This window comes from Bradyrhizobium sp. ORS 278, from assembly GCF_000026145.1.
In the GTDB taxonomy this organism is placed as follows: Bacteria; Pseudomonadota; Alphaproteobacteria; order Rhizobiales; family Xanthobacteraceae; genus Bradyrhizobium.
Map to the genome: position 1 here is coordinate 3,957,979 of NC_009445.1, position 12,696 is coordinate 3,970,674.

Here is a 12,696-nt window from a genome sequence, read left to right on the forward strand (position 1 = left end):
TTTGGACCAGCCTGCTCAGGCCACGCAGCGCGCCGCGCCGGTCTTGGTCAGGATGCCATCCAGCATCTCGATCATCGCCGCGATCTCGTCGCGCGTGACGTTGAGCGCCGGCATGAAGCGCAGCGTATCCGGCCGGGGCGCGTTCAAGAGCAGGCCGAGTTCGAATGCATGCGCCACGATCGAGGGAGCGATCGGCCTGACGACGTCGAGCGCCAGCAGCAGGCCGTGACCGCGCACCTGGCCCAGGCCGTGCCGCGCCGACAAACGCTGCAGCTCGCTTTCCAGATAGAGGCCGTTGTCGGTCACGGCCTTGAGAAACTCCGGCTTGGCGACGATGTCGAGGATGGCGAGGCCGGCCGCACACATCAGCGGGTTGCCGTTGAAGGTGCCTCCCTGATCGCCATGCTCGAAGCAGGACGCCTCGCTGGTCGCGAGCAGGGCGGCGAGCGGGACGCCGCCGCCGATGCCCTTGCCGAGCGTCATGATGTCCGGAAGGACGTCGGCATGCTCATAGCCGAACAGCTTGCCGGTCCGGCCCATCCCGGTCTGGATCTCGTCGACGATCAGCAGCAGGCCGTGCCTGGTGGTGAGCGTCTGCAGCTGCTGCAGGAACTTGTCCGTCGCCGGCCACACGCCGGCTTCGCCCTGGATCGGCTCCAGCATGATCGCGACGGTGCTGTCGGAGACCAGCGCCTCGACCGAGGCGATATCGTTCAGGCGCGCCTTGGGGAAGCCCGGCACCTTCGGCTCGAACAGCGGCTCGAACGCCTTCTTGCCGGAGGCTGACATGGTGGCGAGCGTCCGGCCATGAAAGCCGCCCTCGAAGGTGATGATCTCATAGGCGCCGTTCTTGCGCAGCGCGCCGTACTTGCGCGCCAGCTTGATGGCGCCCTCATTGGCCTCCGCGCCCGAGTTCGCGAAGAACACCTGGTCGAAGCAGGAGCGCTCGGTGAGTGCTTTCGCCAGTTGCAGGCTGGTGTCGTTGAAACAGGCCGGGCTCGGTGTGATCAGCCGGGCCGCCTGGTCCGCGAGCGCCTTGGCTAGCTCGGGCGGGGCATGGCCGAGCGTATTTACCGCCCAGCCCTGGATGAAGTCGAGATAGCGCTTGCCGCCGTCGTCCCACAGCCAGGAGCCCTTGCCCTGGACGAAGACGGTGCGCGGACGCGCCGTGATCTCCATCAGAGCGTCGTACGGATGCGAGGCGGTCAGCATGGTCGGTCTCCTGTGCTCGAGGGGAAGGTGGGGGCGCAAAAGCGAGAAGGCCGCTCCTTTGCGGGAGCGGCCTTCTCGAAAACCTGGAGCTGATGAGCTTAACTGATCAGCAACGTCTTCGGACATGGCGCGCCCCGACATCGTCACGGCGGTGACGACGGCAAACGGCGGCGCGGCGGTTGGTCCGGTTGAAGATCATGTAGCGGCCATACAGGGAAACCGGGAGGGCTGTCAACATACGGCGTTGCCGGGATCGTGTGAGCGAGGCGGCCGAGCTCGCTCGTTGGGTGAGCACATCACATCCGGCTGGCGCAACAGCAACCGGGATAGTCCTGGCGTGCAACCCTTTAGTTCAATTTTTACCAAACATTTAGCGGCAGGATTTACCGTGCTGTCGGATCAAACCCTCCCGCTCAGGACGAGCGATGCCAAACCCGCATCTTTCCATCGCCGATGAAGTCCAGGCGGCGATCGCCACCGGCTCAGCCGAACGCTGCTCCGGCGTGGCCGAGCGGGTGGCATCGCTGTTCATCGCATCCGCGGGCAACATGGACGTCGAGCAGCACGCTCTGTTCGCCGACGTGTTCGAACGTCTGGTCAACACGATCGAGCTGCGGGCTCTGGCGGACGTCGGTGCGCGGATCGCGCTCGCCGAGCTCAGCGCCCAGCTCGCGCCAGTGCCGCAGACGCCCGTCACCGTCATCCGGCGGCTCGCGCATCACGACGACATCGCCGTCGCCGGCCCGGTGCTCTCGGAGTCGCCGCGGCTCAGCAATGACGATCTGATCGAGATTGCCGGCAGTTGTGGCGAGAGGCACCTGATCGCGATCGCCGGGCGCTGGTGGCTTCAGGAGGTGGTGACCGACGCGCTGCTGGCCCGGCGCTTTCCGAGCGTCAGCCGCAAGCTGATGAAGAACCCGGGCGCTCGCATTTCGGCGGCCGGCTTCTCCATCATCCTGGCGCAGGCGGCCGGCGATCCCGAGCTGGCCATTGCCACGGGCATTCGCGCCGATCTGCCGGCCGCGCTGCGCCGGGCCTTGTTGCAGGGCGCAAGCGAGGCGGTGAAAACGAGGCTGCTCGCCTCGGCGCCGCCACACCTCTACGAGGAGATTCGTGGCGCGATCGCCTCGGCGACGGCGGATACGGACCGGGATATGTCGCGTTGCCGCGACTTCGGCGGGGCCAAGCTGACCATCGGGCAGCTGCGTCAGAGCGGCAAGCTCAACGAGGCCATGCTGTTCGATTTCGCGCGGCAGCGGCGCTACACGGAGACCATTGCGGCGATCGCGGAGCTGGCGAAATGCAGCATCGAGCTCGTGCGCCCGCTGATGCAGAGCCTGCGCAGCGATGGCATCCTCGTGCCCTGCAAGGCGGCAGGACTAAGTTGGACCACTGTCGCAGCAATCCTCGACAGCCGTTTCGTTTCCGGCGCGACCAAACCGGACGAGCTGACGAAGCTGAAGGCCAAATATCTCGAGCTCACGCTCGACGAGGCGACACGGCTCATCAAGCTGTGGAACGTCAGAGCGGGCTCGTCGGCGAGCGGTGCATGAGCCGGGATCAGAACCCCGCCACAGTGCCGTGCAGGTCGTATTCGTCGGCGCGCTCGATCTTGGCCGTGACGATCTCGCCGGCCCGCAGCGGCCTCCGGCTGGAGAGATAGACGGCCCCGTCGATCTCCGGTGCATCAGCCTTTGAACGCCCCTTGGCGACGGTCGGACCGACCTCGTCGATGATGATCTGCTGCCGGGTTCCGACTTTCCGCTTCAGCCGCCGCGCGGAGATCTTCTGCTGGCGCGCCATCAAGGCGTTCCAGCGCTCCTGCTTGACCTCGTCGGGCACCTGGCCGGGCAGCGCGTTCGACGTCGCGCCGGCCACCGGCTCATATTTGAAGCAGCCGAGCCGGTCGATCTCCGCCTCGTCCAGCCAGTCCAGCAGATAGGCGAAATCCTCGTCGGTCTCGCCGGGGAAGCCGACGATGAAGGTCGAGCGCAGCGCCAGATCCGGGCAGGCCCCGCGCCAGGCCTTGATGCGGTCCAGCGTCTTGTCCTGCGCCGCCGGCCGCCGCATGGCCTTCAGCACGTTGGGGCTGGCATGCTGGAACGGGATGTCGAGATAAGGCAGCACCTTGCCGTCGGTCATGAGGCCGATGACCTCGTCGACATGCGGGTAGGGGTAGACATAGTGCAGCCGCACCCAGGCGCCGAGCTCGCCGAGCTCACGGGCCAAGTCGAGGAAACGGGCCCGGACGCTGCGGTCCTTCCACGGGCTCTCGGCGTATTTGATGTCGAGGCCATAGGCGGACGTGTCCTGCGAGATGACCAGCAGCTCCTTGACGCCGGCTGCGACCAGCCGCTCAGCCTCGCGCAGCACATCCGCAGCCGGCCGCGAGACCAGATCACCGCGCAGCTTCGGGATGATGCAGAAGCTGCACCTGTTGTTGCAGCCTTCGGAAATCTTCAGATAGGCGTAGTGCCGGGGCGTCAGCTTGATGCCCTGGGGAGGAACCAGATCCAGATGAGGGTTGTGCACGGGCGGCGACGCGCGGTGAACGGCGTCCAGGACGCTTTCGTACTGCTGGGGACCGGTGATCGACAGCACGCCGGGATAGGCCTGCTCGATCTGCTCGGGCTCGGCGCCCATGCAGCCGGTGACGATCACCTTGCCGTTCTCGGCCATGGCCGAGCCGATCGCCGCCAGCGATTCCTGCTTGGCGCTGTCGAGGAAGCCGCAGGTGTTGACGATGACGACGTCGGCGCCGTCATGCTTGCGGGCGAGCTCGTAGCCCTCGGCGCGAAGCCGCGTGATGATGCGCTCGGAATCGACCAACGCCTTCGGACAACCGAGCGAAACAAAGCTGATCTTGGGCGCGGAATTGGGCGCGGAACCCTGCTGCATCTTGGAACTGCCTGATGGGATACGCGTCAGCTAGTCCGAATTGCTCAGAAAGACAAGGCTTTAAGCCGGTGGCGTCCATGCTATGGATTCGGTCCGGACAACTGGTGAACGATGAGCGCCGAGCAGTCGCCTAAAATCGTGATCGTCGACGAGAGCCCGATCCGCGCCGCCATCCTGGAGGAGGGTCTGCGGGAGGCGGGATTTACCGGCGTCGTGCATGTGAGCGAGATGCAGGGCCTGCTGGCGCGGATCTATGCGCTGGACCCTGACGTCATCGTCATCGACCTGGAAAACCCGAGCCGCGACGTGCTCGAGCAGATGTTCCAGGTGAGCAGGGCGGTCCGACGGCCGATCGCGATGTTCGTCGATCAGAGCGATGCCGCCTCGATCCAGGCGTCGGTCGAGGCCGGCGTGTCGGCCTACATCGTCGATGGTCTGAAGAAGGAGCGGATCAAGCCGATCCTCGACCTCTGCATCTCGCGCTTCAATGCCTTCTCGAAGCTGCAGGACGAGCTGGAGCGCACCAAGTCCGCGCTGGAGGATCGCAAGGTCATCGACCGCGCCAAGGGCATTCTGATGAAGATGAAGGGCTTCACCGAGGAGGAGGCCTATGTGCTGCTGCGCTCCACGGCGATGCGCGAGAAGAAAAAGATCGGTGAGATCGCGCAGTCGATCCTGACCGCCTCGGAGATGCTGAAATGACCGGGTCGCTTCGCATTGGCTTCATTCCGCTGGTCGATGCCGCGGCGCTGATCGTCGCCGTCGACAAGGGCTTCACGGCCGCCGAAGGGCTCGACGTCACGCTGGTGCGCGAGGTCTCCTGGTCCAACGTCCGCGACAAGCTCAACATCGGCCTGTTCGATGCCGCGCATCTGCTGGCTCCGGTCGCGATCGCTTCCAGTCTCGGCATCGGCCATGTGAAGGTTCCGATCGTGGCGCCGTTCAGTCTCGGCGTGAACGGCAACGCGATCACGGTCACGCCGGCGCTGCATGCCGAGCTCATGGCGCATCTCGACGGCGATCGCTTCGATCCGATGGCCACCGCGCTGGCGCTCTCGCGCGTGGTGGCCGCGCGCCGCAAGGCCGGTGCCGAGCCGCTGACCTTCGGCATGACGTTTCCGTTCTCGACCCACAACTACCAGCTCCGGTTCTGGATGGCGGCCGGTGGCGTCGATCCAGACGAGGACGTTCGCTTGGTGGTGCTGCCGCCACCCTACATGGTCGAGAGCATCGCCAACGGTCACGTCGACGCCTTCTGCGTCGGCGCGCCCTGGAATTCGATCGCCGTCGATCTTGGAATTGGCCACATCCTGCATTTCGTCTCGGACGTCCTGGTCCGCGCGGCCGAGAAGGTTCTGGCGGTCAGGCAGAGTTGGGCGGACAAGAACCGCGATGCCTTGGCCGCCCTCGTCCGGGCCTGCGCCCGCGCCGCTGACTTCATCGAGCAGAACCACGACGACGCGGCGCGGGTCCTGGCCCAACCGGAGCGGATCGGCGTCGACGCCGAGGTGCTCAAGCGAACGCTCGATGGCCGGCTGAAGATCTCGCCGGACGGCACCTTTCGTGACAGCGCTCGCTATTTGCTGATCGGCCGCGAGGGGGCGGCGCGGCCGGAAAAGATCCAGGCGGCCTGGCTGTACGCGCAGATGGTCCGCTGGAGCCAGACGCCGCTCAGCAGCGAAGCGCTGAGCACGGCGATGGGAGTGTTCCGCCCGGATATCTATGATGCGGCGCTTGGCACCCAGGGGCAGGCCCAGGATGCCGCCATCGGCGCCTTCGCCGGCCCGCCGTTCGCGGCGGACGATGTCCTGGGCCATCTGAAGGCCTTCAAGATTCGCCGCTGGACGGCCTGATTTTTCGTCCGGATAGAAAGCAGGCAGAGCTCTTCGCCGATCAAAAATTGGGCGGGGTGCTCGCGTTTGAGGGCTTGAGGCCGCCATCGCGGGGCTAATGATTCGTTCAGGCTCCTGATAATCCTCATATTTCCTGACCGTCGCGGCTGGCACGCAACTTGAATATTGCAGTGCAGTCAGCCGCCGCAGATGCCGCTGGCTGCAATCCATGTCGGATTTCCGCAGCAACGAAGCTGGTCGGATCGCTCTCCTGAAGAAGGCCAAGGCTGGCCGTTCGGGCGCCGCGATCCTCATCCCATCCCCCGACGCCAATCGCCATGGCCGCTGGAGCTTCGTCCGCCATCATGAAAATCGAGCCGTTGTCTGTCGACTTCAACGACGAGCAGAAGCGCTATCTGGAAGGCTTGGCCGCCGGCCTGAAGGTCACGCTCGCCGGACGTGGCCAGTCTGCTGCTGCTGTCGCAACCGAGCCGACCGGGCCGGACGCCCTTCATATCAAAGCGCAGGACAAGCTGCTCGCGGCAGGCCGCAAGCTCGCCGACCAGGAAAAAATCAAGCGCGAGCTGCATCCGTTCGACGCCTATGAGCGGCTGAAGGCGCAGGCCCGCAGCAATGCCGCACCTTCGGCCGCCGACAATTTCCGCTGGCGCTATCACGGCCTGTTCCACGTCGCGCCGGCGCAGAACTCCTACATGTGCCGGCTGCGCATTCCCAACGGCATCATGAAGCATTGGCAGCTGTCCGGCCTCGCCGATCTCGCCGATCGGCTCTGCGGTCCTTACAGCCACGTCACGACGCGCGCCAATCTGCAGCTGCGCGAAATCCCGCCCAAGCATGCTGTGATGCTGCTTGAAGGCCTCTCCGATCTCGGCCTCACCGCGCGCGGCTCGGGCGCCGACAACATCCGCAACGTCACGGGCACTCCGACCGCCGGCATCGATCCGCAGGAGCTCTTGGATACACGGCTCTATGCGCGCGAGTGGCACTTCCACATCCTCAACGACCGCTCGCTCTACAGCCTGCCGCGCAAGTTCAACGTCGCCTTCGACGGCGCCGGCCGCATCGCTGCGCTCGAGGACACCAACGACATCGCGTTCTCCGCGGTCGAGGTGAAGGACGGCTTTGGCGTTGCGCCGGGCGTTTGGTTCAGGCTCGGCCTCGGTGGCATCACCGGCCATAAGGACTTTGCCAAACCGACTGGCATCATTGTCGAGCCGGACAAGGCGACCGAGGTCGCTGATGCCATCGTGCGGCTGTTCATCGAGACCGGCGACCGCACCAATCGGCTGAAGGCCCGGCTGAAATACGTTCTCGACAGCATGGGCCATGACAAGTTCATGGAGGCCGTCGAGGCGAGGCTCGGCCGCACGCTCGCGCGTGTGCCGGACGAGGCGCTGAAGCCAAGGCCCGAGGCGGACCGCATGGCGCATATCGGCGTGCACCCTCAGAAACAGTCTGGGCTCAACTGGATCGGCGTCGTGCTGCCGCTGGGCAAGCTGACGAGCGATCAGATGCGCGCGCTCGCAAAGATCGCGGCCGATCTCGGTGACGGCGACATCCGGCTGACGGTCTGGCAGAACCTGCTGCTGTCCGGTGTGAGCGACGACAAAGTCAGCTTGGCCAGTGCGGCGATCGCGCAGATCGGGCTCGCCACGACAGCCTCGCACATCCGCGCCGGGCTGATCGCCTGCACGGGCAATGCCGGCTGCAAATTCGCCGCGGCCAACACCAAGAAGCACGCGGCCGAGATCGCCGACTGGTGCGAGGGCAGGGTGGGGATGGACACGCCGCTGAACATCCATCTCACCGGCTGCCATCACTCCTGCGCCCAGCACTACATCAGCGACATCGGCATGATCGCGGCCAAGGTGCCGGTCGGCGACGGCGATGACACGGTCGAGGGCTATCATCTGTTCGCCGGTGGCGGCTTCGGTCCGCAGGCCGATATCGGCCGCGAGGTGTATCGCGACCTCAAAGCTGAGGACGCGCCGGGTACCGTCGAGAAGCTGCTCAAGGCCTATCTCGCCCATCGCACTTCGCCGGAAGAGACCTTCTTGTCGTTTGCCCGCCGCCATGACGGCGACGCTCTTCGCAAGCTCGCCGAAGCCCAGACCTCGTCCGAGGTGTCAGCATGAACCAGATCACACCGATGCCGAAGCTCGAGATCATTCCTCCGACCGCGCCGTTCTCGGAAGCGCAGCGCTCCTGGCTCAACGGCTTCCTCGCCGGCGCGCTCGGCCTCGACGGCTCGACGCCATTGGCTCCTGCGCAGAACGGCACCGCGCTTGCTCCCGCCGGCGACGGCGATGACGGCGAGGCGCCGTGGCACGATCAGACCATGCCAATCACCGAGCGCATGAAGCTTGCCGAAGGCCGCCCGCTGCGCCGTCGTATGATGGCGGCGATGGCGCAGCAGGACTGCGGCCAGTGCGGCTACAATTGCAGCGACTACTCGGACGCGATCGCCGATCACAGCGAGACGCGCCTCAATCTGTGCGTCCCCGGCGGCAAGGAAACCGCGCGGATGCTGAAGGCGCTGTATGAGGAGATCGACAAGGCTTCGCCTGCCGCCAAGCCGGCGGCCGTGACCGCGACGCCGGCCAACGTCTCCGTTGTCGTCAGCGCGCCCGGCCGCTCGCGCGACAATCCGGTCGAGGCGACGTTCCTGTCGCGGCGGCTGCTGAACAAGCCGGGCTCGGAGAAGGAGACCTGGCACATCGAGTTCGATCTCGCGGAGGCCGGGCTCGACTACGTCGTCGGCGATTCCTTCGGCATCTTTGCCAAGAACGATCTCGGCCTCGTCGACCAGATCATCGCGTTGCTCGGCGCCTCGCACATGACCGAGGTCAACGGCAAGCCGCTGCGGCAGTGCCTGCTCGAGGACGTCTCGCTGTCACCGGCGCCGGATTCGCTATTCGAGCTGATCTCCTTCATCACCGGCGGCGCCACGCGCGAGAAGGCGCGGCGGCTGGCGCAGGGCGAGGATCCCGATGGCGATGCCGCGACGCTCGACGTCATGGCTGTGCTGCAGAAGTTCTCCGGCGTCCGGCCGCATCCGGAAGCGTTCGTCGAGGCGCTGGAGCCGCTGCAGCCGCGGCTGTACTCGATCTCCTCGTCGCACAACGCCACGCCCGGCAAACTCTCGCTCACCGTCGACTGCGTCCGCTACGTCATCGGCAAGCGCAAGCGGCTTGGCCTTGCCTCGACGTTCCTCGCCGAGCGTATCAATCCCGGCGACAGACTGCGCGTCTACGTGCAGAAGGCGCACGGCTTTGCACTGCCGGCCGATCCGAAGACGCCGATCATCATGGTCGGCCCGGGCACCGGCATCGCGCCGTTCCGCGCCTTCCTGCATGATCGCAGGGCGACCGGTGCGCCGGGCAAGAACTGGCTGTTCTTCGGCCACCAGCGCAGCGACTGCGACTTCTTCTACGCCGATGAGCTCAATGCGATGAAGACCTCTGGCCTGTTGACGCGGCTGTCGCTGGCGTGGTCGCGCGACGGCGACAAGAAGTTCTACGTCCAGGACCGCATGCGCGAGGTCGGTCGCGAGGTGTGGACCTGGCTCGCCGGCGGCGCGCATCTCTACATCTGCGGCGACGCTAAGCGCATGGCCAAGGATGTCGAGCGCGCGCTCGTCGACATCGTCGCCCAGTTCGGCGCCCGCTCGACCGACGAGGCCGTCAGCTTCGTCGCGGACCTCAAGAAGAAAGGCCGGTTCCAGCTGGACGTTTATTAACCCGCCGGAACCTCAAGAAAGGCGGCGGATAAAATTCTCGGCCGGAACTCCGGCCGAGAATGTTTTGGTTCCCTGCAGATCCGAAACAGGAGTCTTGTCGTTATTTGCCCGGTTGCCTTGCATCGACCTGCGAGAACGCTTTTCTCTCGTGGTCGGAACTCCAGGAGACCGGCCATGCAGACGATCACGACGCCCTTGCGCCCGACGCCCCAGGCCCGGGCGATGCGCGAGCGGAACACGACGGCGGCACTGGTCGCATTCTATGGGGCCGTGGCCCTGATCGCAGCGATCACGCTGGGCATGCCGTTCACGCATCCGTTCTGATCAAGCTCCTTCTCCTCACGGCGCCCTCTTGAACGGCGCCACCTTGATGCCCGCCGCGTCGAGCGCCTGGCGCACCTCGCGGGCGATCTCGACGGCGCCGGCGGTATCGCCGTGAATGCAGACGGTGTCGGTGCGCATCTTCATCACCTTGCCCGTCACCGAGACGACAGCGCCGTCCTGGACCATGCGCACGACGCGGTCGGCAATCTGCTTGGGATCGTGCAGCACGGCGCCGGGCTTGCTGCGTGAGACCAGCAGGCCGTTGTCGTCATAGGCGCGATCGGCGAACACCTCGTGCGCCATCGACAGGTTCGCCTTCTCGCCCGCAGTCACCAGCTTCGAATTGGCCAGCACGACGAAGATCAGGCTGGGATCGACGGCCTTGATCGCCTTCGCGATCGCGTTCGCCGTCATGTCGTCCTCGCAGGCGACGTTGGACAATGCGCCATGCGCCTTCACATGCGTGACCTTGTGGCCGGCGGCAGTCGCGATCGCCTGCAGCGCGCCGATCTGATAGGCGACGAGGTTCTCGATCTCCGATGATTTCAGACCGGGCACCGGACGGCGGCCGAAGCCGTGCAGATCGCGATAGCCGGGATGCGCGCCGATGCTGACGCCTTTGGCCTTCGCCATCTCGACCGTCCGGCGCATGATGTCGGCATCGCCGGCATGGAAGCCGCAGGCCACGTTGACCGACGTCGCCAGTTCGATCATTGCGGCGTCGTTGCCCATCTCCCAAGGGCCAAAGCTTTCTCCGAGGTCGCAGTTCAGGTCGACGGTGCTGGTCATGTCAGGGCTCCGCGCGTTGAGGGGTCGGAAACAGCGTTAGCGGCGATCAGGTTAATCGGGCGTCACTCCGGGCCAGGTGGTGACGTCGGTTGCGCTGACGGCATGCCCGGCCACGTTGGCCGTGAACAGCGCGTCCACGTCGAACTCGCTGCTCGTCAGCTCGCGGACACGATCCGGCAGGCTGCGCAGCAGATCCCTGTAGCGCCGCAGTTCGGCCTGGGCCTCGGCCATGCTCACCGCCTGGAAGCGGAACGGCGTGCCGGCCGGCGTCTGCGCCAGACGGCCGAAATCAGCAGTGATGACGGTCGCGATCTTCGGATAGCCGCCGCTGGTGCCGCGGTCGGACATCAGCACGATCGGCGAGCCGTTGCCGGGCACCTGGATGCTGCCCTCCACGGTGCCGTCGGAAACGATGTTGTGGCCGTGCAAATGACGGATCACCGGACCTTCGAGGCGATAGCCCATGCGGTCGCTGGTTGCCGAGACCGTCCAGTCGCTGCCCAGGAACAGCGCCTTCATCTCGTTGCTGAACTCGTCGTCCTGCGGCCCCATGACGACCCGGATCGCGCCGCTTGTCTTCGGGAGCTCGATCCGCATCTCCGGGGTCTGACTCGCAGGCGCCGTCTGGAACACATCGCCCGACTGCAGCGGGCGCGGGTAGGGGCTGCCCAGTCCCGCACGCGCATTGACCGACAAACTGTCGAACATCGGCTCACCGGCGATGCCGCCTTCGATGGCGAGATAGCTGAACGAGCCGCCGCGCGCGAAGCCGAGCGTCAGCCTGTCGCCCTCGTTCAAGGTGACCGACGTATTCATCTCGACAGGACGTTTGGCCACATCAGCGGGCCGCGCTGCGCCGGACAGCGCCACGCGCAAAGCGCCGCCCCTGGCGACAAACGTCGCACCGAACGGACCGATCTCGATCGCGGCGGCCGTCAGCGCGTTGCCGACGAGGCTGTTCGCCGCCGCCAGCGCCAGCTTATCCATCGCGCCCGATGGCGTCAGCCCGTAGCGCTGCGCGCCGAAGCGGCCACCATCCTGCACCGAGCTTGCCGGACCGATCTGCGCAACGACGAGCATGCTCATGCCGCGATCCGCTCCGCGATGAGCTCGCCGGCTGCGGCCGCGCGCTCCTGCTCGGCGAAGATCTTCTCGTCCACCGCCGTGAAGCTGACCTCGTCGCCCGGCTCGAGCAGGAAGGTCGGCTCGCGATGCAGTTGGAACGTTCGCATGGCGGTGCGGCCGAGCAGATGCCAGCCGCACGGGCCGGCCAGGCACTGGATGCCGGTCTGGATGCCGCCGATCGCGATGATGCCGGCCGGCGTCGCCAGCCGCGGGTTCTGCCGGCGTGACATCTGCAGTGAGGGATCGAGGCCCGACAGATAGGACCAGCCGGGCGTGAAGCCGATCATCGCCACGCGATAGGTGCCCGCGACATGGCGCGCGACGACCTCGTCGGGCGTCAGTCTGAGCGCCTTGGCGACGTCCTCGAGGTCGATACCGTTCTCGCCGCCATAGCAGACCGGCACCCGCCAGCGCCTGATATCGGTCTCCGGCGCCAGCGACCCGGCCGACAGCGCCAGCAGCCTGGCGCAGAGCGTATCGTAATCGATCGAGCCCGGATCGTAGTGCACCAGGAGCGAGCGATAGGTCGGCACCGTCTCGGTAAGTCCCGCGATGCCCGCCGCCGCCAGCGCATGATCGAGCGCGAGCACACGGCGGTTCGCCGTCTCGTCGATGGTCCGGCTGAACTCTACGGTGACGGCGCTGTCGCCGCTGGGCAGCAGGCGAGGGGGCGGAAAAGGATCGGCCATGAGTCGCGAAATCGTTTCGGGTACTGGTTCCTGATTAGCTGCTTTCGGCTGCAAGTGGAATTGGGTC

11 protein-coding genes are annotated in these 12,696 nt (G+C 66.0%); 6 read left to right on the forward strand and 5 right to left on the reverse strand.

All coding sequences use genetic code 11. The annotated features are described in order from the left end of the window. Window positions 1–15 precede the first annotated feature (15 nt). Entirely contained in the window at window positions 16–1,212 is a 1,197-nt protein-coding gene (locus BRADO_RS17700; protein ID WP_011926696.1) for an acetylornithine transaminase, read from the reverse strand. 425 nt (window positions 1,213–1,637) lie between these two features. Here BRADO_RS17700 and BRADO_RS17705 point away from each other — a divergent pair, with 425 nt between their 5' ends. Next, a complete protein-coding gene (locus BRADO_RS17705; protein ID WP_011926697.1) occupies window positions 1,638–2,765 on the forward strand; it encodes a DUF2336 domain-containing protein in 1,128 nt (375 codons plus the stop codon). Window positions 2,766–2,772: 7 nt separating this feature from the next. Here the strand turns inward: BRADO_RS17705 and rimO are convergent, their stop codons facing one another. After that, window positions 2,773–4,110: a 30S ribosomal protein S12 methylthiotransferase RimO gene (rimO, locus tag BRADO_RS17710; RefSeq protein WP_011926698.1), complete on the reverse strand. Its 1,338-nt coding sequence runs from the start codon at window positions 4,108–4,110 to the stop codon at window positions 2,773–2,775. A gap of 111 nt (window positions 4,111–4,221) precedes the next feature. Between rimO and BRADO_RS17715 the strand changes: the two genes are divergently transcribed. The 5 genes from BRADO_RS17715 to BRADO_RS35445 all read left to right on the forward strand — a co-directional run bounded on the left by BRADO_RS17715 (window position 4,222) and on the right by BRADO_RS35445 (window position 10,026). Further along, complete coding sequence (locus BRADO_RS17715; RefSeq protein ID WP_008965342.1) at window positions 4,222–4,812, forward strand: ANTAR domain-containing response regulator; 591 nt, start codon at window positions 4,222–4,224, stop codon at window positions 4,810–4,812. Beyond that, the gene (locus BRADO_RS17720; RefSeq protein WP_011926699.1) at window positions 4,809–5,963 is read left to right on the forward strand and encodes a CmpA/NrtA family ABC transporter substrate-binding protein; all 1,155 of its coding nucleotides are present in this window, start codon (window positions 4,809–4,811) and stop codon (window positions 5,961–5,963) included. Before BRADO_RS17715 ends, BRADO_RS17720 begins: the two co-directional genes overlap by 4 nt. 344 nt (window positions 5,964–6,307) lie before the next feature. Then, window positions 6,308–8,098: a NirA family protein gene (locus BRADO_RS17730; RefSeq protein WP_041756664.1), complete on the forward strand. Its 1,791-nt coding sequence runs from the start codon at window positions 6,308–6,310 to the stop codon at window positions 8,096–8,098. Continuing rightward, window positions 8,095–9,702, forward strand: a complete 1,608-nt coding sequence (locus BRADO_RS17735; protein WP_011926701.1) for a sulfite reductase subunit alpha — start codon at window positions 8,095–8,097, stop codon at window positions 9,700–9,702. The genes BRADO_RS17730 and BRADO_RS17735 overlap by 4 nt, the downstream gene beginning before the upstream one ends. Before the next feature lie 174 nt (window positions 9,703–9,876). Further along, window positions 9,877–10,026, forward strand: coding sequence for a hypothetical protein (locus BRADO_RS35445; RefSeq protein WP_173363506.1), 150 nt, complete (start codon window positions 9,877–9,879; stop codon window positions 10,024–10,026). A 15-nt stretch (window positions 10,027–10,041) separates the two neighbouring features. On the opposite strand, the gene BRADO_RS17740 is transcribed toward BRADO_RS35445, so the two are convergent. Genes BRADO_RS17740 through pxpB form a run of 3 tightly spaced genes read right to left on the reverse strand, consistent with a single transcriptional unit; the run spans window position 10,042 to window position 12,629 of the window. Then, window positions 10,042–10,815, reverse strand: a complete 774-nt coding sequence (locus tag BRADO_RS17740; RefSeq protein WP_011926702.1) for a LamB/YcsF family protein — start codon at window positions 10,813–10,815, stop codon at window positions 10,042–10,044. A 51-nt stretch (window positions 10,816–10,866) separates the two neighbouring features. Beyond that, on the reverse strand, window positions 10,867–11,901 hold the full coding sequence (locus tag BRADO_RS17745) for a biotin-dependent carboxyltransferase family protein (protein WP_041756665.1): 1,035 nt from the start codon (window positions 11,899–11,901) through the stop codon (window positions 10,867–10,869). Next, window positions 11,898–12,629, reverse strand: a complete 732-nt coding sequence (gene pxpB, locus BRADO_RS17750; protein WP_011926704.1) for a 5-oxoprolinase subunit PxpB — start codon at window positions 12,627–12,629, stop codon at window positions 11,898–11,900. The genes BRADO_RS17745 and pxpB overlap by 4 nt, the downstream gene beginning before the upstream one ends. Window positions 12,630–12,696: the final 67 nt, after the last annotated feature.